The sequence below is a fragment of the Pectobacterium sp. F1-1 genome (genome assembly GCF_025643735.1).
In the GTDB taxonomy this organism is placed as follows: domain Bacteria; phylum Pseudomonadota; class Gammaproteobacteria; order Enterobacterales; family Enterobacteriaceae; genus Pectobacterium; species Pectobacterium colocasium.
In genome coordinates, this window is the sequence record NZ_CP104733.1 from 3,095,151 (window position 1) to 3,118,732 (window position 23,582).

Here is a 23,582-nt window from a genome sequence, read left to right on the forward strand (position 1 = left end):
ATAGATACTGGCCATAAATAACTGGGCGACGATGTTCATCCTTTTTCATGAAAGGGAATCACTCCCTTTCATGAAGCAGGATGCATTAGAACCCAAGGCTATCCAGAAGGTCATCAACCTGATCCTGATTGGCAACAATACCTGCTGCACCTTTATCCAACTGTGGCCCATTCAACAGGCCATCATTTGCACGCTTAGGTGCATCTGGTTTTTCTGGGATATTTTCCAGCAACACCATCAGCAGTTGTTTTTCAATCTCCTGGACAACATCCATCATACGCTTGATGACCTGACCGGTAAGGTCCTGGAAATCCTGCGCCATCATAATTTCCAACAGTTGAGCGTTGGTAAATGAGGTATGCTGTGGTACATCTTCAAGATAGCTACGCGTATCCGTCACTAATTCACGCGCATCAGCCAGCTCGATTGGATTCTCAAACCATTCATCCCAACGAACTTTCAGAGACTTAGCATCAGCTTCTAGTTGGTTTTGACGTGGCTGTGCAGCCTCTACGCAGCTCAGCGCACGCTCTGCCGCTTGCGCAGTCATCTGGACAACATAGTCAAGACGATCACGGGCATCAGGAATAGCTTCTGCTGCTTCTGCTATCGCATTATCCAGCCCCAGCTCTTTCAAGCTGTCGCGCAGCATACGAGTCAATTGGCCAATACGCGAAATGATCTCGGTTGCTGAAGCAGTATCGTTCACGGACGGCATATGTGGCGTCATAAGATCCCCTTACATACCCAATTTTTCGAAAATCTTATTCAGTTTTTCTTCAAGGGTAGCTGCAGTAAATGGTTTAACTACATAGCCGCTAGCACCCGCTTGTGCTGCAGCGATAATGTTCTCTTTCTTCGCTTCCGCCGTTACCATCAGCACGGGAAGGCTGGAAAGTGCACCGTCAGCACGAATAGTCTGGAGCAGCTCCAGTCCATCCATGTTGGGCATATTCCAGTCAGAAATGACGAAATCAAAAGCACTAGCGCGAAGCTTGTTTAGCGCATCAGCACCATCTTCTGCCTCTTCTACGTTATTAAAGCCCAGTTCCTTCAGCAGGTTACGGACAATTCGGCGCATCGTCGAAAAATCATCCACTACCAGAAATCTGAGTTCTTTATCGGCCATACCTACTCCTAAAATATTTATTGCTCACCGAGAGCTGCTTATATACGTAATGCCTGTCCGGCAGAGATTTGTGCCAACATGCGCTGGCTCACCTGGTGCAAATCCACCACTTCATCAACGCCACCCATAGCAATCGCTTCACGTGGCATCCCGAAAACCACACAACTTGCTTCATTTTGGGCCAGAGTATAAGCACCAGCCTGATGGAGTTCCAACATGCCGGCCGCCCCATCATTGCCCATTCCAGTAAGGATTACCCCTACGGCATTTCGCCCGGCGTATTGTGCAACCGAACGGAATAACACATCGACTGATGGACGATGCCGATTAACGGGAGGTCCATCATTTAAACGTACCTGATAGTTTGCTCCGCTACGCGCCAGTTCAAGATGGCGAGCCCCCGGCGCAATGTAGGCATGACCAGGAAGAACACGTTCCCCGTCTTCTGCTTCTTTCACCGTAATCTGACACAGCTTATTCAGCCGCTCAGCGAAAGACTTCGTAAAGCCTGGCGGCATATGCTGTGTAATAAGTAATGCAGGGCTTGTCGGCGGCAGAGGCTGTAATACATGCCGTATCGCTTCCGTTCCCCCCGTTGATGCGCCAATCGCGATCAATTTCTCACTACTGAGTAGCGGCATATGCTGAATAATTTTTGTTGGCTCTGCTGCGGTACTACGCTGCGGCAAACGCGCCTTCGCTGCCATGCGAATTTTTTCCGCAATCAGCTCGCTATACGCCAGCATCCCCTCACGAATGCCTAACTGAGGTTTGGTGACAAAATCAATCGCACCAAGCTCCAAAGCGCGCAACGTAATTTCCGACCCTTTTCCCGTCAGGGACGACACCATGACAACCGGCATCGGGCGCAAACGCATAAGCTTCTCAAGAAAATCCAACCCATCCATACGTGGCATTTCAACATCCAGCGTTAACACCTGAGGGTTGAATTTTTTAATCAAATCACGAGCAACTAATGGATCTGGCGCAGTCGCGACAACTTCCATATCGGAATGGCTATTAATTATTTCAGTCATGATCTGACGCATGAGGGCAGAATCATCAACGCATAATACTCTTATCTTGCTCATTATCTTTCCTTAGCCAGCCCGTATACAGTTTGCCCACGCAAATAGAATTCGCGACTGATCTGGCTGAAATTCTCTGAATGCCCGGCAAATAACAATCCCCCCGGTTTAAGCATCGGGACGAATCGACGGAGAATACGCTCCTGAGTTTCTTTATCGAAATAAATCATTACATTACGACAAAAAATAGCATCGAATGGCGCGGGAACAGACCAATCAGGCGCGAGCAGATTTAGTTGTTGGAAATGTACCATTGACGCAAGCTCAGGACGAACGCGCACCAAACCACTATGTGGCCCAGTACCGCGTAAAAAGAATCGCTGTAGCTGCTGTGGAGAAAGAGAGCGCAACTCTTCCTGACGATAGATGCCAGTCGTTGCCTTTTCTAATACCTGGGTATCAATATCACTGGCCCATACCTGGCATCCACTCGCTTTATTACCTAAGACTTCTGCAAGCGTCATCGCCAGCGAATAAGGCTCTTCCCCTGTTGAAGCCGCCGTACTCCAGATAGTGTAACCATTTGGACGTTTTCTGGCATGCTCCGCCAAGATAGGAAAATGATGCGCTTCACGGAAAAACGCCGTTAGGTTAGTGGTTAAGGCATTAACAAAAGCCTGCCATTCTGCACTGTTAGGATCTGACTCCAATAGGGCTAAATACTGACCGAAATCATTGATTCCAAGCAAACGGAGGCGTCTAACTAAACGGTTATAAACCATTTCGCGTTTGTGATCGGCCAGGACAATACCGGCACGCTGATATATTAATTGGCTGATTCGCCGGAAATGCGTGTCCGACAACGGCAAGCGATCAACCATCTGCGTCAGAATAGAGGCAGATTCAGGGCGATTTTGCGATGGTGTACTTTTCATATCAAACCGCTCGAATAGTGTTTTTTGCTATGGTTTTTTTCAATCTGAACTTTCCTTTACAGCTAACGCAGGTTTTTTATTGTCATTCGTCAATTGCTCATCGCATGGCGATTAAAACTGACACTGTATTGGTAATACGCTCTACACGTTCTGCAAGCAGAGCCGGTTAGCGTGTTCGTTCTACCAAAGCCACATGCTGTCGGGTGGCATTTCCCTCTCATCACAGCTGTGCTACCTGCTTTATTCTTTGGCTTTAATACCAAAGCCAGCCTCACCCCATCATATCCATAACATAAGTTACAGATTGAACAATACCATGAATTATCCTGCGTCAAATTACCATGAGCGATATCGCTTACAAACCCAGACACGCAGCGATAAATTACTCGCATATTCGTTTTTCAAATTATGCCGAGTAAACAATCACCCAGCCACCTTAATACATAAGTGGCTGGGGATGGGCTCAGTAACACGCCTACAGCTTGGTTATTTATAGCCTATACGACGGTTTTTATCAGAATGTTTCCCAATTATCATTGGATGAACCTTCTTTCGCTTTCTTACCGCCATTTGCTGATGGCGCCAGTAATACAGGCTTTTGGCCCGTCGTTACTGGTGTCGTTCTTCTAAAAGACCCCGCCTCTTCAGACAGACGGAATACAGCAACAGCCTGATTCAGCACTTTAACCTGCTCTTCCAGAGCAACCGCTGCGGCCGCAGACTCTTCAACCAAGGAGGCGTTTTGTTGCGTTACGCGATCCATTTCAGTCACAGCCTGACCAACCTGATCGATACCTTTACTTTGCTCATCTGAAGCTGAGGCAATTTCGCCCATGATATCTGTTACACGAGTGACCGCACTGACGATTTCTCCCATCGTCTCGCCGGCACTCTCAACCAGTACAGAACCTTCATCGACTCGGCTGACAGAATCTTCAATCAGACTTTTAATTTCTTTCGCAGCCTGAGCACTACGCTGTGCCAAACTACGCACTTCGCCCGCAACAACCGCAAACCCACGGCCTTGTTCCCCTGCTCTGGCCGCCTCAACTGCCGCGTTCAGTGCAAGAATGTTGGTTTGGAAAGCAATACCATCAATCACACTAGTAATATCGGCAATTTTTTGCGAACTTCCAGCGATATTGTGCATGGTTTTGACAACATTATCGACGACCTTGCCGCCCTTCTGCGCCGTTTCTGATGCACTCAGCGCCAACTGACTGGCCTGACGAGCATTTTCCGCATTCTGTTTAACGGTTGCGGTCAACTGTTCCATACTGGCTGCGGTTTCTTCCAGCGAGGCTGCCTGCTGCTCTGTACGCGAAGAAAGATCGTTATTTCCGGCGCTAATTTCTGTTGCACCGGTATAAATCGCATCGGCCCCCTGTCGAACCGCGCTAACCGTTGCAACAAACTCACTTTGCATATGGCGAATACTGTCAGCCAGAATCCCCATTTCATTGCTGCTGTGAAAGTGAGTTGTTTTTGTCAAATCACCTTTCGCAATGTGACGAATGTGTTCAACAATATTATTTAGCGGCCTGATTAATAGTTGTTGAATACCAATCCAGGAAATCAGAGCTAACGCGAAAACCAGCACGATAATGAAACCAAGGATCCAGAGCGCAGAGTCGTAAGCTTCATCGTTTTTCGCTATGCCAGCCTGATAAAGCTTATCGCTTTCAGCTTTATAGGCATAATACGCTTTTTCAAAATTATCCTGAAAACGCTGTGTTGGTTGCTCAATAAATTTTTTAAATTCCCCTGCATTCAAAAACTGAATTAATTCGGTTAACGCCCCATTAAGAGCCACATAATTCTCTTTTACTTCCCGAGCGATACTTTCATTCTGACGAGCGTCTTGTGGCACGTTTTCATAGCGGGAGAAAAAATCGTTAGCGACGGACAGTTGCTTTTGGGCCGAAGCCAAAAGCTCTTTCCCGCCCACACCGGCTCCCGTACCGCTTGCATCGAGCGCAAAACGCGTACCCGCGCGGTTAAGTGTATTGCGGGTCTGTAATAAATATGACCATGCAGAATCTAGCTCTGAACGCTTCTGGTTAATCACCTGCGTTGAGCTGAAGATATCCTTATCATTTTTTAATGCACTGAAGAATAAACCACCAGAAATAAGTTGCAGAGCTCCAAACAACACCAGTACAAGCATCAAACCTGTGACAACTTTTATACGGTTAAACATATAACGCCTTTTGAGTAGACCAACCACCGATGATATCGGCATTATTTTGGATATCTTTACGAATTTCTGAACAGACAAGGATACGGCTAAGGAAGGTTTTCGGGGCCACTTTCGTAGCCCCTGAAGGCCGATGGATTAGGCTTTCAATACGCTATCAACCAGCGCCATTTCTTCGCTGCTCAACAGTTTTTCGATATCAACCAAAATCAACATTCTCTCGCCCAGAGAACCCAAACCAGTCAGGTACTCTGTTGACAGGGTTACGGCAAACTCTGGTGCAGGGCGAATTTGATCTGCGGTCAATGACAACACATCCGACACGCCATCAACGACAATACCTACAACACGCTGACCAAGATTCAGAACGATAACAACCGTGTTGTCATCATATTCAACGTCCTGCTTGGCGAATTTAATACGCAAGTCAACGATCGGTACAATAACGCCGCGCAGATTGGTAACACCTTTGATGAAGGAAGGTGTGTTGGCAATGCGCGTTACCTGGTCATAACCGCGAATTTCTTGTACTTTTAAAATATCAACGCCGTACTCTTCGTCACCCAGCGTAAAAATCAGGAATTCCTGTCCTACTGTTTCGCCAGTTAATTTCGTGACGCTTGCAAGTCCAGTCATGTTTTCCACCCTTTATTAACGATCTGTTTTATTAAGCAGCAGTTTCAACCACACGCTTTTCACGATTAAGCGCTTGTAACGCTGAAACATCCACAATCAGCGCAACACTGCCATCACCAAGAATGGTAGCGGCTGAAACGCCTGGTACCTTGCGATAATTACTTTCCAGGTTTTTAACGACGACCTGATGTTGACCGATCAACTGATCAACCAACAAGGCATAACGCCGGCCTGCACTCTGCAGGATCACGACTATACCCTGAGTAGCATCCGTTTTAGCCCCATCCACATCAAAAATATGGAATAGCTCAACTAGAGGTAAATATTCACCACGAACTTGTAGTACGCGCTCGCCACCGGCTAATGGGTACAGGTCTTCCGACTGAGGCTGCAGGGATTCCATGACAGCATTAAGCGGGAGAATAAAGACTTCATTGTTAACTTTAACGGACATACCATCGAGGATGGCTAACGTTAATGGTAACAAGATTCTGATAGTCGTACCTTTTCCAGCCTGGAAATGGATTTCGACATGCCCACCCATTTCCTGGATATTCCGCTTAACCACATCCATGCCGACACCGCGACCAGAAACGTCTGTAACCTTCTCTGCAGTGGAGAAGCCAGGGGCAAAAATCAACATGCCCACTTCTTCATCAGACATCGTGTCGCTCACGGCTAACCCTTGAGACAGGGCTTTAGCCAGAATTCTTTCGCGGTTAAGACCTGCGCCATCATCAATAACTTCAATACAGATGTTACCGCCCTGGTGTTCCGCAGAAAGCGTCAAGTTACCCACCGCAGATTTACCTGCAGCAACGCGTTTATCTGGAGATTCGATACCGTGATCAAGACTGTTACGTACCAGGTGTGTCAGAGGATCGATAATACGTTCGATCAAACTCTTATCCAATTCAGTCGAACTTCCCATCAGCGTTAGCTCGACCTGCTTATCCAATTTGGCAGCGAGGTCACGGACCAAACGAGGGAAACGGCTAAATACATATTCCATCGGCATCATACGGATAGACATGACCGATTCTTGCAGATCGCGAGCGTTACGTTCCAACTGCCCCATACTGTTGAGCAGGTCGCCATGCGCCACAGGGTCGAGTTCGCTTGAGCGCTGTGCCAGCATAGATTGCGTAATGACTAACTCACCAACGAGGTTGATAAGCTGGTCAACTTTCTCAACCGCTACACGAATACTGGTATCACCGGTTTTTGCTTTATTTTTTCCATTTTCCGGTACAGCTTGCGGTTTTGCAGCCGCTGGCGCAGACGGAGCTACGGGGGGCGGAGCTTCAACAACAGCGGGTATATCCACAACTTCAGCGACGACAGGTTGGCTGGCTACGGCAGATTTGAAGCTGATTTGCTCAGGTTCAAGAACAAAACACAGTACAGCACTAATATCGTCTTCGCTTTCAGACGTGACCAATGTCACTTCTACGCTGGTGTCGGTCTGGTGAGGATCTTTAACGGTTCCCAGATTACCAAGCTCTTCCAGCATCTGAGGTATTTCCTGAGATTTCAGGCCAGTTAATGCAATACGCATCTCACCTTTACCTGCAGCGCTAGAGGCTGGGCTGGCGGTATGCTGTGCAGCAGGTGCCTCTGCCTGGGCAACGTCACCATCAGCTTTAGACTCCAGAGCAAGCTGGCGCAGGGCCTGACAGATATACTCAAAGCTTTCAGCATTGGGTTCCTGCGCGGTTTTATAAGCGTCCAACTGATCCTGCATAATGTCTTTTGTTTCCAGAAACAGGTTGATGATATCAGTGCTAAGACGCATTTCTCCGCGTCTTGCCCCATCGAGTAAATTTTCTAAAATGTGTGTAGTTTCCTGCAATACTTTAAAACCGAACGTGCCTGCCCCCCCTTTGATGGAGTGAGCTGCTCGGAAAATCGCATTCAATTGCTCGGTATCAGGCTCTGACGGATCCAACAATAATAAATGTTGTTCCATATCTGCCAGTAATTCATCTGCTTCATCAAAGAACGTTTGATAGAAAGCACTCATGTCCATGCTCACGTGGTCACCTCTGCTGTGAATCGCGGCTTATTGAGAAGGCGTCGCCTGACTATCGGGCGCAGCAGGCAACGCAGTGGTTGGCTGTTGACGCTCTGGAGCAGGAACTCCATTAGTTGGTTGTGGCGATACACCACCACTTCCACTCGTATTATTATCACTATTTTCGGCAGCCGGAGTGGTAGGTTTAGGCTTATCCAACTCCATATTTTGTAAATTTTCCGCCTTGTCTATATTTACAGCAGAGCTTTCTGCATTTTCTTCTTCAATATCCTTTTGAGCTTGTCTGCTCAATACCAGCAAACTGATGCGTCGGTTAATCGCATCATTTCCACTTGTCGCCTGTTTAAGGTTCATTGTCGCAGCCATACCCACCACGCGCAAAACTTTTCCCTCAGACAAACCACCAAAAATAAGCTCTCGACGTGATGCGTTGGCACGATCTGCAGACAATTCCCAGTTACTATACCCACGTTCCCCTGTCGTATACTGAACATCATCGGTATGGCCTGAGATGCTCAGCTTGTTTGGAAAGTCATTCAGGATAGGCGCTATCGCACGCAGGATATCTCGCATATAAGGCTCAACCTGCGCGCTCCCGGTTTTAAACATTGGGCGGTTTTGACTGTCGATGATTTGGATGCGTAACCCTTCATCGATCATTTCAATTAGCAGATGTGGACGCAGTGCGCGTAGCCGCGGATCGGCCTCAATTAACTGATCCAGACGTTCACGCAATCGATTAAGCCGAACTTCATCCAGCTTTTTTTCCACGTTGTCTGTTTTGATGGCTTTTTTGACTTCACCGTCTTGCTGGGTTGGATCGTTTCCTCCACCCGGAATCGGGCTGGAACTGTCGCTTGATTTAGAACCTGAAGTTAACGCAACCTTTAATGGGGTACGGAAATACTCTGCAATTTGGGCCAACTGCATTGGTGTAGAAATTGCGATAAGCCACATTACAAGAAACAATGCCATCATTGCTGTCATAAAGTCAGCGTAGGCAATCTTCCAGGAGCCACCATGGTGGCCCCATGTCCAGACTTACGCTTTTTGCGAATAATGGGATGTTGATGTTTCATGCGTTACTGTCCGACGCTTGCTGAGTCGGCGATTTCACACGACGAATGTGTTCTTCCAATTCGGTAAAGGAAGGACGCTCCGTTGAGTACAGCGTTTTACGACCAAATTCAACGGCAATTTGCGGAGCATAGCCATTAAGGCTAGACAGTAAAGTGACCTTAATACACTGTAATACTTTGATTTTTTCTGCGTTTTTTTGACGCAGCAATGCGGCCAATGGAGAGACAAAGCCGTAAGCAAGTAAAATCCCTAGGAAAGTACCCACCATGGCGTGAGCGATCATCATCCCCAGCTCAGCAGCAGGTCGGTCAACATAGGCCAGCGAGTGAACCACGCCCATAACGGCAGCGACGATACCAAATGCAGGAAGACCATCCCCCATCATCGTCAAACTGGAAGCCGGCACTTCACTTTCATGTTCAATCGTTTCGATTTCTTCATCCATGAGCGTTTCAATCTCAAACGCATTCATGTTGCCGCTGACCATCAAACGCAAATAATCGGTAATAAATTCAACGATGGTGTTATCAGCAAGGATGTTCGGATAGCTAGAGAAAATTTCACTCTCACGAGGGTTATCAATATCAAACTCCAGGGAAAGCATGCCTTGCTGGCGGGATTTGGCCATCACACGAAAGAGTAAGGACATGAGATCCATATATAATGCTTTATTATACTTGGAACTTTTGACCAAAAGCGGTAACGCACGTAGTGTTGCTTTTATCGCCTTTCCATTGTTACCCACGATGAAAGCACCTACCGCAGCACCACCGATAATCAGCAGCTCCGAAGGTTGATAAAGCGCACCCAAGGCCCCACCGACCATGAGATAACCGCCGAGTATCGAGGCCACAATTACGATATAACCCAATATAACCAGCACAAGGAATCCTTATAATAAAAAAGGTGGGCGGAAAGTGAGATAAAACTGCGGAGCCGTAGCCGGGACGTTCTTAAAGGAGAAATCTATCACTGCCTGCACAACCAACAGTGATAGATTCACAAATCGCTACAGGCTCAGACTGCGTGTTTTACCTGTTCATCCAGCAGTTGAGGTATTATATCGGCAAGATTTTGCGAAAGTTTACGCTTTTTTACCGCTCTGGAAGGGGGTTGGCACAAACTACAAACAAAACTGTTTTTAGGTTGATGAGCATGAGTAATGAACATCCCTTTGCAGCAATTGCATGACGACAGTTGCAGCATACCGCTGTCAACAAACCGGACTAATGTCCAGGCTCGTGTCAATGCCAACAGTGGAGAATCGCTCTGCGGCGCACACTGTTCGAGATAAAGCCGGTAAGATTTAATAACCGCCTCAACACCACTGCACTGTCCATTCTTGATTAAAAAGCTGTATGCGTTGTAGAACATTGATGAATGAATATTCTGTTCCCAGGTCATAAACCAATCCGTTGAAAAAGGTAGCATTCCCTTGGGCGGCGGACTTCCTCTCAGTTCTTTATACAGTTTAATCAAACGTCCGCGACTTAGCTGAGTTTCACTTTCTAACATCTGTAAACGAGCGCCAAGCGAAATGAGTTCCATTGCTAATTGGATATCTTTCGCTTCCTGAACAATACTTTTCTCCGCCATTACTTATGCCCTTTTCTTAGGCAGGTTTTCTTCTTTCGAAGTTAACTGTTGTAATAAGTGGCTCGACAACAGAATCCCGGTATGAATTTGCTGTAAATCATCCACGCGCGATTCCTGAGTCAACACTTTGATTGTATTGTGATCGTTAAAACGGAAATGGCATATCAACTGGTTAGTTTCTGCCAATTTCACCATCTGCGGTAAAGTCAGTTGCATCAAGGTATCTGCCATCTCGTCATTGATTCCAAGACGGAACATCGCAGAAGCTTTTTCATCATTAATTAAGCGTTGCGCCAGTAACAAATAAGACAGATTAATGTCATAAATGTGTTTGAGTAATTCAGAGGTACCCATATTTCCCATCCCGACAGGCTATGTTTAAAACATAAGTTAGGTGATAGACCATATCGCCCAGTTCGAAAATCACTCTCCATTGATGGCATAAAAAACTATCGGTGCCAGATACTGCGAGTTACTACTTTATCATTTCTTATTCGGGCAATCGTTACTTGCCAACTTTACGCATCACGCTGCGAATCCGTTCATCCGTTGCTTTTTAGTTCCATCCAGGAGACCCACTCCAATCAAAGCATAGGATTAATCCTAAAACAGCGCAACTGTACCGCCTAATCCGTAGCACATACAACGCGACTGAATAAGGATTTTGGTCATTATGTGATACAGATCACACAAATGAAAGCATTATGAGCCAAGCCGTGTCTGGTCAGATCACTTTTGCGCCTATTTTTACGCCAAAAACGCGCACGAAACGTTACAAAAAAGATCCTTGAAAATAATAAAAAAGAAACGATTTGCTTGCTATGTAAGTGATAGATATACAAAAAATCCCTTGCATCTAAAACGCACACCGTTATGTAAGTTTATACCTTTCACGAAAAATTTACACTTTTTACCCAAAAAACTCTTAGCGGCATGTTCTGAAGCAAAATTTGTCTCTCTTCTGCCAGAGCACTGCTGTAACGACAACAGAACATATAGATATGACAGGAAAACGTAAGGAAGAAGATACTGCATTGATATTAAAGAAATTGGTGAGCGACTGAGACTGATTGAGGGGGCTGTAGCATGAAATCGTTCTGCTCTCAAATTTCACGCTACAGGCCTTGTCTTCAGTGCGCTATGTGGGTTGGATGACTGAAACATTTACCGATCGCTTTTCACAACCCGATTGACCAGCCAAATACCTGAACACACCAGGACGAGTGCAAAGAAATATTTCCACTCCAGGATGCTTTCATTAAGGAACAGTGCTGACAGCAACGTGCCAGATACCGGGATGAGGAAATTAAATGGCGCAACCATACCGACTCGATTGTATTTCAGCAGTTGACTCCATAATGAAAAAGCGACTGACGAGAGCAAAATAAGATAGCCCAGCATCAGTACCGCTTTCCAATCCGGCATGATCAATGTTCCACCAGTACAGTATCCCGATATCGTTAAAATGATCCCGCCAATAGCCAGTTGATAACCGGTCATCACCGTTGGATCCATCGTTTGCGATATTCGCTTACCATATATAGTAGATGCTGACAAAATAAATGCTGCAATAACAACGAACCCATCACCCAACAGCGTAAAACTGGTGCTCATTCCGTTACTGTTGATATTAACGACCATCACACCGACAAAGCCTAATATACAGCCAGTTAGCTTGTTGATATTTAATTTATCATTCTGGTATAAATAATGAGCAAGCAGCACGCTGAAAAAAGTACTGGTTGCATTCATGATCGAACCTTTAACGCCCGTGGTATAAGCCAGACCGATATAGAAGAAAACGTACTGCAGTGATGTCTGGAATATTCCCAGGATGCTTAGCTGGACTAACTGCCCGCGCTGGAAGCGCCCGATAGATCGCCCACTTAGCACGGCAAGCACTAGCAGCAACAGCCCGGCAAACGCGAATCGGTAGCCTGCAAAAACAAGTTTTCCAGGAATATCATTATCTGCAATGTGAAACAGTTCATAACCATTTTTAATTGCCGGATAAGCACTTCCCCAGAGCAAACAGCATAATGTGGCGATAAAAAAAACAACTTTTTTATCAGAGAAAAAATGCGGACGCTTTTCCAAGAAAAATTCCTCCGAAGATAGATTCGACATAATAGCGTTGAACCCCAGACAAATAAAGTTAGGAAACCAGACTCTTTATTTTTTATTATCATTCTGTATGATTTCGCATCACGTATTTCTCTTTTCTTTTTAAAGAGTTAAAAACGTGATCGGGATCGCACCGAATTTGATTAAGGTTTCTCAATATATGCCGATTACCTTTTACATTGGTTGTTTAGCTAATGGATTGTCATTAATGTAGACACTAAAACCTAAACGCCAATGCCACCACTAGTGGCATGGTAAATCATAAACTCCTGAGAATGAGTGAATGGATATGAAAATAACTTCAAGGTCTGAGCAGCACGCCGAGGCTGGCATGCTGAGCAATTTACGGCTAGTTCCCTTATTCGTCATTATTCTGGGTGGAATCATGCTGTTATTTGCAGCATCTATTGGCACATCCAGCTATTTTCTACAAAGCAGCAATCAATCATTAGACGACGTTACACAAGAAATTGATACCCGAATGGGGATCTCAAACAGTTCCAACCATCTTCGTACCGCACGTCTGTTGCTAATCCAGGCTGCTGCAGCTGCGCGTATTGGTGATTCTCAGGTCTTCAATGACAACCTGAAGCAAGCTGAACAGCGGCTGGAACAGTCAAAAAAAGCATTTATGGTCTATGAAGAGCGCCCGGTTAAAACACCGCAAGATATGGCGTTGGACGGCGATCTGCGCAAATCCTATGATGCTTATGTCAATCAAGGTCTGATGTTAATGCTTACTGCGGCAAAACAGGGGTTGTTTGAAGAGGTTATCACTCTCGAATCTGAAGAAACCCGTGTTTTGGATTTGGCCTATAACAAATATTTGTTAGAAGCTGTCGCTTACCGTACGCAAAGAGCGAAAGAATTAAACGAAACTGCGCGTAAAAACGCGCTACTCGGGTATTCATTGATGGGGGGCAGCTTTACTCTGGCAACGGTTTTAACGCTTCTGACGTTCTTACTTCTCAGAAGTATTCTCATCAAACCAATGAATCAGTTGGTGACGCGAATTCAGCGAATTGCACAAGGCGATTTGACTCAAATGTCAGAGCGTTATGGCAGTAATGAGATCGGTACGCTAGCCAGCAACGTTCAGCAAATGCAGTCTTCTCTGGTCACAACCGTCACTACAGTCCGAGAAAGTGCAGATTCTATTTATCAAGGTTCGACGGAGATTTCATCCGGTAATACAGACCTTTCCTCGCGAACCGAACAGCAAGCCGCAGCGCTTGAACAGACTGCCGCAAGCATGGAGCAATTGACTGCAACTGTGAAGCAAAACTCAGAAAACGCGCATCACGCAAGCCAGCTCGCGGCGAATGCTTCTGGAAAAGCTAAACAGGGTGGCGAGATCGTTGCAAATGTCGTCAACACGATGAACAGTATTTCGGGTAGTTCAAAGAAAATCTCTGAAATTACCAATGTTATTAACAGCATTGCATTCCAGACGAATATCCTTGCGCTAAATGCGGCGGTTGAAGCGGCCAGAGCGGGAGAACAGGGACGTGGTTTTGCCGTCGTCGCCAGCGAGGTTCGTAGTCTTGCCCAGCGTAGTGCACAAGCCGCAAAAGAGATAGAAACGCTGATTTCCGAATCCGTCAATCTGGTCAATAGTGGCTCTGTTCTGGTTGATAACGCAGGTCAAACCATGAAAGAGATCGTCGATGCCGTTACTAACGTCACTGACATCATGGGTGAGATTGCCTCTGCGTCTGACGAACAAAGCCGGGGAATCACTCAAGTCGGCCAGGCAATATCTGAAATGGATAGCGTAACACAGCAGAATGCTGCACTTGTTCAGGAAGCCAGTGCAGCAGCCGCATCGCTGGAAGAGCAAGCTGCCCTGCTGACCCGCGCAGTTGCAACATTTAAGCTATCTGGACATTTATCAAGTGCACCTTCAACCCCTGCCCAGCCGAACGCTCTGGCCGCGAAGGATCGCTCCTCACTTGCCCTCCCCCGTAAAACCAATACAGAAAACGGTAACTGGGAAACGTTCTAATACTGGATAGCCAATCCACTACGAGCATTGTTCATACACGGACAATGCTCGTCATCGACATCTTCCCATTACTCTTTTTGCGGCAACGTTTTTGGCTCAACAAACGTACCATCTTTACTGTCAGCCTCATTGAAAAACCAAATACCGGCTGGGTAATCTTTTAATGCAACTAAGTACATTATCCCTTCCTGGAACGTTTCCACAGCCAGAATCGTCCCTTCCCGGCGCGTTTTCCCATCGGTTTTAACTGTAACCAGATCATTAACTTTCATAAATTTATCTCAAAATAGCTTCTAACATCAAAAAAACAGCATTATCATTTACAACAACGGTAGTAATAGTACCTGTATGAAATGATTAATTTTATTTGTTTTTAACAACGCCATATTGACCCTCTCTGTCATTAAATATCGATTATTCAGGCAAAAAATTGATTGTTTCTATCCTAGTACATCCGACATATTCGCAAAAGAGATTAAAAGTTGAACGAACTATTGAACGTTAATGAACAGAGAGATAACGGTGAGTTGGACTACAATCAAGTCATAACATCAGAATGGATGCAATTGATAGCCACAACCTCACAGAAATCTTTTAATCTACTGCAAATCCTCTCCGATCAGAAGGCGTCCGACTTTGCTGACGAGTTCTACTCTTACATGCTCAAAGATCAGGGGGCCTCCCTTTTTCTTTCCAGCCAGCAAGTCCACGATCGTCTCCATGGCTCGATGAGCCAGTGGATAGCAGATATTCTAACGAATACCGGGAAACATCTGGCTGACCTGATTAATCATCAAAAGAAAATTGGCCAGATTCATGCACGCATTGGTATTCCCGTCGATCTGGTCGAGCGCGGCGCTCGGCGCCTAAAATGGCACCTTTATGAAGAGATCGGGCTGGTTGCAGAGGATAAAGCGCTATGTTTTGATGCCATGCGTTTTGCCTCTATCTCTATGGATATCGCCCTAGAGATCATGAGTAAAACCTATTCACAATCGCACGATCTCGCCGCCAAAAATGAAGAATCCTATCGGCTATTTTCTATTCTGGAAAACGCCAGTATGGAGAGAGAGCGTCAGAATGCATCGCTACTAAACTGGGAAAATGCTTTTATTTTCAGCGTCGCGACAGGTACACCGCTTTACAGCATCCAAGACCTGAGTGATTCAGAGTTTGGGCTGTGGTTTAACCATAAGGGGAAATCCAGTTTCAGTAACATTCAGGGGATACGTACTATCGCCTCAATCATGACGGAAACGGATGAGTATATTCACAGCTATAGCACTACCGCACTACTGACGCAGCAGGATTACGCCCCGCTACTTAAAGCTGTCAGAAGCAAAATTTATAAAATAAATATGCTGCTGAGATCGCTATTTGACGAAGTCCAAAAGTTGGAAAGCGGTAAGGATACGTTGACCCTTCTGCTAAACCGTCGCTTCCTGCCAACCATTCTTCGGCATGAAATATCGCTGGCCATGCACTCAAATGCCCCGCTCAGCATTGCCATGATTGATATTGACCACTTTAAAACCGTCAATGACACTTATGGCCATGCAGCTGGTGATAACATCCTGAAAAGGATTGCAGAAGTGCTTTATGAAAGCACGAGGAACAGCGACTATGTTTTCCGTTACGGCGGGGAAGAATTCATGATCGTGCTTATTGAAACACCCAAAGTTGCCGCCCACACCATCATTGATCGATTGAGAAAGAAAATTCAGGATCACCCGATTTATCTCCAAAGCGGTGAAAGCGTTACAATAACCATAAGCGCAGGTATCGCCGTGTATAGCGGCCATCCAGATTATGAATGTCTGATAAAAGCAGCAGACGATGCGCTCTATCAGGCAAAAGCCAATGGAAGAAACCGGATCGAATACGCCCCGGAAGAATAACTATTTTACCTTGCTGCAAGCCTGCGCTTCTGGCCACAAGCGAAAAAGAATAGTCAGCTATTCATCATCGCAGGTTTGTATCCCCTCGCTAAGCAAGCAGTTAGATTCTTCCATTCATTGAACAAATTCACAGCATAAAAACGATAAACCACCGATTTTACTAACCAATCCGCCAGAAATTTGATACATATTCAATAAATAAGCATGATCGTCGACAATGCATCATGCAGTGAATCTTTGATAGTTTGATCTTATTTACGCAGGGGAGGAACGAGCATTGCAGCGACAGCAGGTTTCATCGTCACGAATTTATTCCATTGGGTACGATCCAAAGACGCATAACCTTGAGATAGAATTTCATAATAAAGAGATCTATCAATATGTTGACGTACCTGAATCTATCTATAAAAAATTTATTTCTGACGCTGTCGTCTCTAAAGGCCGTTTCTTTGATGGCGTGATAAAAGATAAATTTTTATGCCGAAAAATCAGATAAAAATTTAGCCATCATCGCGTCGATATTTGTCGTCGTTTCTTAACGACGACGTAAAGCCCACCAGCTTGCCCCAACTTTCTCAACCGTCTTTCTGCCCCACAACTCATCATGTGAATTAAACCTATATCCAGACGGTATCTTACCGATAACATCCCTTCAGACTGTGTGAGTATCTATCCTGTCTAACTAAGGAGAGTTCATATGATCGCATCGGATATTCAGGGGGCTAATCTTGTATTTGCTCAGTCCAGTAAGCACACTATTACACCAGATGAAGATACTTTCAAAATGGCACTTGAGAAGGCGAAGGATAGCGGACAGCTCTCCGACACGAGCCCAGCGCTAAAATTGAGCCCCTGCGTTCGAAAGCAGCACAGGAATTTATGGACTGGGTCTCCATGTCTCATGAAGAAAGATTATTCTTCTCCGTACTTGCATCCATGGGAATATCCAAGGAGCAATATGAGGCAATGCCGGTAGAAGAACGCATGGCGTTAGATCTAAAAGTACAAGAGCGTATAAAAGAAATGCTGGAACAAGGCCAACAACTCGCGTAAGTACAATGAACACGCCGGTTACAGAGATACGGCGGCAACCTTAGCGTCATTAACCTTATCGCTCGCCAAAATGCGAACCAGAACACCAATACGCCCGTCGTAAAAGCAGGCCAGCGCACGATGCTTCCCAGAGGTATGGTGTACGGAAGCATCATGCTGTCATTCGCTTGCAAAGTTGCCCATGACATCCACTTCTCTAGTGCCGGCTCTTCGCTACCACTCGCCCTTTTTCAGGCACAAAAAAACCGCCTTTCGGCGGTCTGTAACATTGCACATAAGTGCTTGTTTTAATTCTTTTTAAAACAATGGTGCCGGGGCGGGACTTGAAAAACAATCCCATCTTATTGAAAATAAAGACACATCATAAGTGAACATAGACGATATATCCTCATTTGTATACTCAGTCTTTTTCCCTTCACACCAACGACTACTCGCCCTACAATTCAACAGTGATTGTAAAAATGTTGCGATGCAAAATCTGATGTATGAATAACATCGGTACAACTTCATTCAGCGGTTAGATGCTATCGCGGTTTAATGTAGATAGCAAAACCGTTATCAAAATAACAAGTGCATCTCTGGCTATCGGTTCTCCGCCATCATCAGGTCTGAGATGCTTTAGGCTGCTCCCTATCCTCCATAAAATCTGAAGTGGCATTTTCAGTAGCAAACCAACTATCCCAGCCCTCCCCCGATGACATAATGATACGCGAGTGATCGATCGCAGTCGTATCTGCATCTTTCACGTCATCGGTTAATGCAGCAGTTTTTGAGATACTAATATTCCCTTTTCTCATCATCGCCCTTCTCCCGCCAAACGACACGTGACACACAACATGCCGCATCCTCTTTTACATTACCAGATTAGCATTAACAGCATCGTAGCCATGAGGTGCGTAACATTAAACATTCCACACCTCAGCCTGTCGAACACTACCTTGCCGCCAACATCCCCGGATAATGTTTGGCAATAATGTCGTTCATCTGCTCGATCAAGTCGGGGCGTTTAAAAGTGAGATGCCCGGTGCCTTTCTGAAAGTAACGCACGCTAAAATACTCATCTTCATATTCCTGCTGATGAGGATTATCGCGAATATGGTCCATCAGCCGGATAGTGACATCGCCTCGATTGTCGGGAATAGGTTTGCCATCCAGCAAGTAAAGCATACGCTCTAGGTCGGCCAGTTGATCGCGTCGCCAGCCCCAGTTCAGGCCAAAGCCCCAACGGTTGTAGGTCACCAGATTGCTGATGATGATTTTCTTGTCGAAGAAACAAGGGTGATTGGTCTTGTAATCCCACGATAGCCCTTTGAATACATTGATTACCCCACGCTCGAATACCTCCTGCTTGCTCTGGTGAAGTTGCTCAAAGGTGCTGAGGATATTGGCTTCGCTAATGACAGGTAGGTCACCCTCATCCAGATTTTTATGCCATTGTGTACGCGCTTCGGCGTCCATTAGCGACAGCATGCCGGATTTCAGCATCAGGTCACGCCAGATATTACGATCCAACGTGCGGATGATGGCTGACATCGCTTTAGCTGGCGTTTCTGTCAGCCAGCAATCGTAGCGATGCCCTTGCTTTAATGCCCAGTCTTCGGCGGTGCCGCCACCGATAGTCGCCGTTAGCGTTGAGATCGACTGTAGCTGATTAAGGAGTTGTTCTATCTGTTGTAGCGCGGCATCACGTCCGGTAACGATACGCTCAATGTTGGTCGAGCAAATCAGCTCGGTGTGTTCGGTCAAAACCTCGGGTTCAGTTTGCATAGTTTGTGGTCCATACATAAAAGCAAATGCGCCAACCGGTCAGGGCTGGCGCATTATGCATCGGAGAGAAGAATAAATAGATTTGGTGAGATGTAACTGGAAAGCGGCTCGCAGTCTTTATGCTTTGAGCAAGCCGGTAGCACGTCTGGCACGGAGAACATCAACGGCAGTGAGAAACGGCGATTGCTTCTGCCAGCTAAAGCCGTTGCGATCTATACGCACCAGTTCATATTTTTCCACCAGAAAATTGATGGCATTGAGCAACGTGATGCCAGCATCAATATGTTCCTGAATAACATTTTCCTCACAGAACGGTGTGTCGTTCAGCGTCAGACCGTAGTGTTTTTCCAGCAGGTAGGTAAGCAGTTGCTGCCAGACGGCTATAGGCGACGCACAGGGGTTATCCTCCCGTGGCGGGATTGCAGATGATGTTTGCATGGGAATACTCTCTACAGGTTAGGTCGATAAAATCAGGGAATTGCCAAGGACGGGGAGAGAAGCAGCGGATTATTGTGTTGCAGCAGAAATTGGATAAATAACAATATACACGTAGCCAAAACTGCCCAGCGTATCGGCTTCACAGGTCCATTCGTTGCAATGCAGCGTGATGCAGCCTTGTTTATGGGGATTCAGTTCCCCCGTGCGTAGCTTCTGTTCCAACTGCTTAATCAACTCAGGAAAGATCTGTTCCAGATGACGAGCTTCTGTTTTGCTGAACGCACCGATAACACTGGCCCGATCTGCCAGATAATGAAGAGAGTGACCTTCCTGAACCAGCCTGGCTCCGAATTGCGGAGTAACGGCACGTTTTAGTCCCCATTCCGGGGAATCTGATAATGACATAGTGCTTTCCTTATAAGAGAGCAGTGGTAAGTGAGATCATCACAGCCAGCCACGTTCAGCAAACGACACCACCTCATCGCCGCCAATCACCAGGTGATCAAGTACTCTGATATCAAGCGGTGAGAGGGAATTTTTCAGTGTGTCAGTGATATGGCGATCGGCCTGACTGGGCTCTGCCCAGCCGGAAGGATGATTGTGGGCCAGTATCACGGCTGCGGCGTTATGACGCAGTGAAGATTTGAGGATTTCACGCGGATGCACTTCGGTACTGTTGATACCACCCAGCGCAATAATTTCCTTTTCTATCAGGCGATGCTGGTTATCCAGATACAGCACCATAAAGACTTCACGCTCCAGGCCGCTGAGCTCTAGCAGTAACCAACTTTTGGTGTCCTCCGAGGTTTTGAACTGCCGCGCATTTTTACGTACCCGTTTTTCCAGCAGGAACAGCGCCATCTGGATGATGCGCTGTTCTTTGGACGCAACGCTGCCAGCCAATGAATTACATGACATGGTGATTCCTTGAAGTGAAGTAATAAGGGGAAATAGATCAGTGCGAGTAAAACTAGAATGCCAGAACCAGCATATTTTCGGCCAATATCCACAGTTTTCAGTTAAATGGTTGGTAATCAGGACCTTTAATAATCTGGCCGTAACTCCCGAAGGTTATACGGCCATCGTTTGCTAATGAGCGAAGAGATATAAGGTGGTGGTGGCACAGGATGATCCGACTATTGCTGGGTCCGAAGCTGCGATAGTCTATCTTAATCACTACCAGTTAAAGGTAAAAGGGCCTTGACTGGTCTGTACCGTTAACTCCAATGGTCGGCACTTTGTGAAGCCGCTGTTGCTGGGCGTTGTGAAGGAGAATGTTTGTCCATATCCCAGGCGTTTGTTCATATTTTTTCCCCGACCTGTTATGGATATTAAACAGTTACCCCGGTTTAATGTAAGCGACTGAATGGTGATGTCATTTTCTAGGCTGGTCAGAGTCAACTGCCAGACGGGAAGATTGGGGTTATTGATAAGATAAGTTCCCTGAGAGCTAACGGATAGTGGGACTGTGTTAGCGAGGGTAGAGAAGCTGCTGATAAGCAGCGCAGCGGCAAATACGTATTTAAACATGACTGTTATTCCTTTTCGAAGATTCACATGAATCATTTATTTTTATATGGTAATGGCGAGATTTTTACACACCAGATGCCTCACTGCGTGTGCTGCCTGGCGTATAGACAACCAGTTGAGAGGCCAACTCATCCATCTTAAGTGGATAATTACCATGCATTACATCAGTTGTTTGCCGACAATCATCAGGCCAGCAACCCAACCGATACACTGGGGTCCCACAAGCCAGAACATCCTGGCTTTCATCAACCCTCCCATACCTCCGTTGGTATAAATACTATCCGGCATCAGCCAAAGGCGCAGACTAGCGCCGATGGTCATCCCGGTACCGGGCCCCAGCGTCATCCAAAACAAGTAGCCCATACCCTGACCGAAACTTCGTATCTCGCCGGTATTACCAAAAGCGTTAAACAGGACAACCACAAGCGCGATAGCGAATGCAATCGCGAAATATTTAATAATAAGAGCCATTCTCTTCTGTCCTTATTTACGGCACTGCTGCGCAGCGCTCAGCATATTTTCCATAAAGCGTGGAGGAGCAGAACCGTACTGCTGATTCATTTTTTCAAGCTCCCCATGCGTATATTTCGTTTTAAGGTCATCCCAAATGCATCCACAAATGGCGGTAGTACCACCTCCCGATTTACAGCCCCGGATAAACTCACGTTCATTTTTGTCACCACAGCCGCTCAGGGCTGCAACTGACAAGAGAGTGCTGAGCAGAAAGAGTAAGCGGATGGTAATTTTTGTGATTAATTGCATATCTGGCATTGCTTTTCCTTGCTGTAAGACCATTAAAGATTGTCCGATTGAGGGATGCCTTCTTCAGAAAGTGCATGACTGATGTTGTTCACCACCGTGTCCGGATCAAGCTTTATTTCCGCCAGACGCTTGCCGGTTTCCGGCGAGCCTTTAAAGACATTAAGAAAAGTGAGCGGCTTACCTTCATCGTTTGTTCCCGTCGTAATCTGGTAATACGTGTCACCGTTGTGAACGGTGAACTCCTGAATACTGATAACCTGATTGTTTTGGTATGCATAAGTGGTACTGTTCGCCGGAACGGTAATATCCATTTCCTTATGCTCTGCACCGATCACACCGAACGAATAAGATACCGACGGCGTGATGATGCAAATCTCCACCTCTTTTTTGTGGTTTGCTGTCTGCGCATAAAAAACGGGTTTGGCGCAACGCTGTAGATGAGCCTGTATGAGTGCTTCGGGTGTGCTGGCATATGCTGCTGGCAATGATGACAGCGTCAGACCACAACAGAGCAGCAGACCTGTTATGTGTTTCATGTTTTGACTCCTTTTAGTTTGGATTGAGCAGCAGGGTGGTATTCTCGGAAGGTGTGAATGACGTTGCTGATAAAGTGAAAATGCGGAAGTGCGTTAATAAAATCCTCATCCGTAATCAGTGCGCCAATCTCACTACGTCGGCTAAAATGTTGCTCCGATAGAGAGACGGAACTGACATCCTCAAGTCTGAATACCCTTATCGCACCATACTGGCTAGTGACCAGATACCAGTGTGGATACGGGTAAATCAGCCGATAAGGCTCCAGGTCATCATGGCGAGTACCCTTTACCAGTAAGCTGACTGTCCGGTGATGGTAAATAGCTTCTGCAAGCCGCAGGAAGCAGTCCGGTAGCACACTGGTTGGTTGCTGTGCATGACCTATTAGACACGGAGAAGTACCGTTTTCATCCATCAGCAGTTGCATGAGCTGACGGCTTTGTGAGGGAATGAGATGGGCTATCCCGGTGTTGCGAGCAAACGCCAGTGCTCCGGGAATGTGATCGCGCTGCGGATTCTGGTTCAGACGCCATACTCCGTTATCACTGATGATATCAAGATGCAGTAGACGCTGATGGAAATCCCGACGAAGGGTGCGTTCAGAAACGCCAAATTCATCCGACAGTGCTTTTAGTGAAAGAGATTCACCAGCAAGAAGTCGACTGATAATGACCGACAGCCTGAGCGCTAATCTGTCGTGTCGCTGCGCAGGCTCCCTGGTGCACATATGCCCTCCTTAAACAAAAAATAGCCAGATAACTCATACAGTTATTATGCAGGATGGACCGGACAGGTTATGTCCAACGACAGTGAGGGCTGGCAAGAAAAATGCAAT

At 46.2% G+C, this 23,582-nt stretch carries 25 protein-coding genes and 1 pseudogene; 4 read left to right on the forward strand and 22 right to left on the reverse strand.

The window, feature by feature from the left end; translation table 11 throughout:
- Window positions 1-85: 85 nt before the first annotated feature.
- The 12 genes and pseudogenes from cheZ to NAL19_RS13805 form a co-directional block, all read right to left on the reverse strand.
- Window positions 86-730, reverse strand: coding sequence for a protein phosphatase CheZ (cheZ, locus tag NAL19_RS13750; RefSeq protein WP_225085094.1), 645 nt, complete (start codon window positions 728-730; stop codon window positions 86-88).
- A gap of 9 nt (window positions 731-739) precedes the next feature.
- Entirely contained in the window at window positions 740-1,129 is a 390-nt protein-coding gene (cheY, locus tag NAL19_RS13755; protein WP_005970714.1) for a chemotaxis response regulator CheY, read from the reverse strand.
- A 38-nt stretch (window positions 1,130-1,167) separates the two neighbouring features.
- Entirely contained in the window at window positions 1,168-2,220 is a 1,053-nt protein-coding gene (locus tag NAL19_RS13760) for a chemotaxis response regulator protein-glutamate methylesterase (RefSeq protein WP_180742564.1), read from the reverse strand.
- Entirely contained in the window at window positions 2,220-3,092 is an 873-nt protein-coding gene (cheR, locus tag NAL19_RS13765; protein WP_198998679.1) for a protein-glutamate O-methyltransferase CheR, read from the reverse strand. The genes NAL19_RS13760 and cheR overlap by 1 nt, the downstream gene beginning before the upstream one ends.
- Before the next feature lie 514 nt (window positions 3,093-3,606).
- Window positions 3,607-5,292: a methyl-accepting chemotaxis protein gene (locus NAL19_RS13770; RefSeq protein ID WP_225085095.1), complete on the reverse strand. Its 1,686-nt coding sequence runs from the start codon at window positions 5,290-5,292 to the stop codon at window positions 3,607-3,609.
- A 135-nt stretch (window positions 5,293-5,427) separates the two neighbouring features.
- Window positions 5,428-5,925 (reverse strand): chemotaxis protein CheW, encoded by a 498-nt coding sequence (cheW, locus tag NAL19_RS13775; protein WP_005970723.1) that lies wholly within the window; start codon window positions 5,923-5,925, stop codon window positions 5,428-5,430.
- A 31-nt stretch (window positions 5,926-5,956) separates the two neighbouring features.
- Complete coding sequence (cheA, locus tag NAL19_RS13780) at window positions 5,957-7,954, reverse strand: chemotaxis protein CheA (protein ID WP_411561434.1); 1,998 nt, start codon at window positions 7,952-7,954, stop codon at window positions 5,957-5,959.
- A gap of 33 nt (window positions 7,955-7,987) precedes the next feature.
- Window positions 7,988-9,039 (reverse strand): annotated as a pseudogene (motB, locus tag NAL19_RS13785) (flagellar motor protein MotB).
- On the reverse strand, window positions 9,036-9,923 hold the full coding sequence (gene motA, locus NAL19_RS13790; RefSeq protein WP_225085097.1) for a flagellar motor stator protein MotA: 888 nt from the start codon (window positions 9,921-9,923) through the stop codon (window positions 9,036-9,038). Before motA ends, motB begins: the two are co-directional and overlap by 4 nt.
- 134 nt (window positions 9,924-10,057) lie before the next feature.
- A complete protein-coding gene (gene flhC, locus NAL19_RS13795; protein ID WP_015840815.1) occupies window positions 10,058-10,636 on the reverse strand; it encodes a flagellar transcriptional regulator FlhC in 579 nt (192 codons plus the stop codon).
- 3 nt (window positions 10,637-10,639) lie between these two features.
- Entirely contained in the window at window positions 10,640-10,990 is a 351-nt protein-coding gene (gene flhD, locus NAL19_RS13800) for a flagellar transcriptional regulator FlhD (protein WP_015840816.1), read from the reverse strand.
- 810 nt (window positions 10,991-11,800) lie between these two features.
- Window positions 11,801-12,733, reverse strand: a complete 933-nt coding sequence (locus tag NAL19_RS13805) for a DMT family transporter (RefSeq protein WP_263057642.1) — start codon at window positions 12,731-12,733, stop codon at window positions 11,801-11,803.
- A gap of 310 nt (window positions 12,734-13,043) precedes the next feature.
- Between NAL19_RS13805 and NAL19_RS13810 the strand changes: the two genes are divergently transcribed.
- On the forward strand, window positions 13,044-14,765 hold the full coding sequence (locus tag NAL19_RS13810) for a methyl-accepting chemotaxis protein (RefSeq protein WP_225085099.1): 1,722 nt from the start codon (window positions 13,044-13,046) through the stop codon (window positions 14,763-14,765).
- Between the two features lie 68 nt (window positions 14,766-14,833).
- Here NAL19_RS13810 and dsrB read toward each other — a convergent pair whose 3' ends face one another.
- Window positions 14,834-15,037 (reverse strand): protein DsrB, encoded by a 204-nt coding sequence (dsrB, locus tag NAL19_RS13815; RefSeq protein ID WP_225085100.1) that lies wholly within the window; start codon window positions 15,035-15,037, stop codon window positions 14,834-14,836.
- Between the two features lie 210 nt (window positions 15,038-15,247).
- Between dsrB and NAL19_RS13820 the strand changes: the two genes are divergently transcribed.
- The 3 genes from NAL19_RS13820 to NAL19_RS13830 all read left to right on the forward strand — a co-directional run bounded on the left by NAL19_RS13820 (window position 15,248) and on the right by NAL19_RS13830 (window position 17,716).
- Window positions 15,248-16,663, forward strand: coding sequence for a diguanylate cyclase (locus NAL19_RS13820; protein WP_263057643.1), 1,416 nt, complete (start codon window positions 15,248-15,250; stop codon window positions 16,661-16,663).
- Window positions 16,664-16,940: 277 nt separating this feature from the next.
- Window positions 16,941-17,159, forward strand: coding sequence for a KTSC domain-containing protein (locus NAL19_RS13825; RefSeq protein ID WP_263057644.1), 219 nt, complete (start codon window positions 16,941-16,943; stop codon window positions 17,157-17,159).
- 398 nt (window positions 17,160-17,557) lie between these two features.
- Window positions 17,558-17,716, forward strand: a complete 159-nt coding sequence (locus tag NAL19_RS13830; RefSeq protein WP_263057645.1) for a hypothetical protein — start codon at window positions 17,558-17,560, stop codon at window positions 17,714-17,716.
- A 602-nt stretch (window positions 17,717-18,318) separates the two neighbouring features.
- Here the strand turns inward: NAL19_RS13830 and NAL19_RS13835 are convergent.
- The 9 genes from NAL19_RS13835 to NAL19_RS13875 form a co-directional block, all read right to left on the reverse strand.
- Window positions 18,319-18,516 carry an AbrB/MazE/SpoVT family DNA-binding domain-containing protein gene (locus tag NAL19_RS13835; protein ID WP_263057646.1) on the reverse strand — a complete coding sequence of 66 codons (198 nt, stop codon included), beginning with the start codon at window positions 18,514-18,516 and terminating at the stop codon, window positions 18,319-18,321.
- Window positions 18,517-18,649: 133 nt separating this feature from the next.
- On the reverse strand, window positions 18,650-19,483 hold the full coding sequence (locus tag NAL19_RS13840; RefSeq protein WP_137742060.1) for a DUF4942 domain-containing protein: 834 nt from the start codon (window positions 19,481-19,483) through the stop codon (window positions 18,650-18,652).
- Window positions 19,484-19,600: 117 nt separating this feature from the next.
- A complete protein-coding gene (locus tag NAL19_RS13845) occupies window positions 19,601-19,921 on the reverse strand; it encodes a TA system toxin CbtA family protein (RefSeq protein ID WP_137742059.1) in 321 nt (106 codons plus the stop codon).
- Window positions 19,922-19,990: 69 nt separating this feature from the next.
- Window positions 19,991-20,326: a type IV toxin-antitoxin system YeeU family antitoxin gene (locus NAL19_RS13850; RefSeq protein WP_039360467.1), complete on the reverse strand. Its 336-nt coding sequence runs from the start codon at window positions 20,324-20,326 to the stop codon at window positions 19,991-19,993.
- A gap of 39 nt (window positions 20,327-20,365) precedes the next feature.
- Window positions 20,366-20,839, reverse strand: coding sequence for a RadC family protein (radC, locus tag NAL19_RS13855; RefSeq protein ID WP_039360464.1), 474 nt, complete (start codon window positions 20,837-20,839; stop codon window positions 20,366-20,368).
- Window positions 20,840-21,610: 771 nt separating this feature from the next.
- Window positions 21,611-21,922, reverse strand: a complete 312-nt coding sequence (locus tag NAL19_RS13860) for a hypothetical protein (protein ID WP_263057647.1) — start codon at window positions 21,920-21,922, stop codon at window positions 21,611-21,613.
- 12 nt (window positions 21,923-21,934) lie between these two features.
- Window positions 21,935-22,222 (reverse strand): hypothetical protein, encoded by a 288-nt coding sequence (locus NAL19_RS13865; protein WP_263057648.1) that lies wholly within the window; start codon window positions 22,220-22,222, stop codon window positions 21,935-21,937.
- Between the two features lie 23 nt (window positions 22,223-22,245).
- Complete coding sequence (locus NAL19_RS13870; protein WP_263057649.1) at window positions 22,246-22,749, reverse strand: hypothetical protein; 504 nt, start codon at window positions 22,747-22,749, stop codon at window positions 22,246-22,248.
- Window positions 22,746-23,474 carry a helix-turn-helix transcriptional regulator gene (locus NAL19_RS13875; RefSeq protein ID WP_180742545.1) on the reverse strand — a complete coding sequence of 243 codons (729 nt, stop codon included), beginning with the start codon at window positions 23,472-23,474 and terminating at the stop codon, window positions 22,746-22,748. Before NAL19_RS13875 ends, NAL19_RS13870 begins: the two co-directional genes overlap by 4 nt.
- Window positions 23,475-23,582 lie beyond the last annotated feature (108 nt).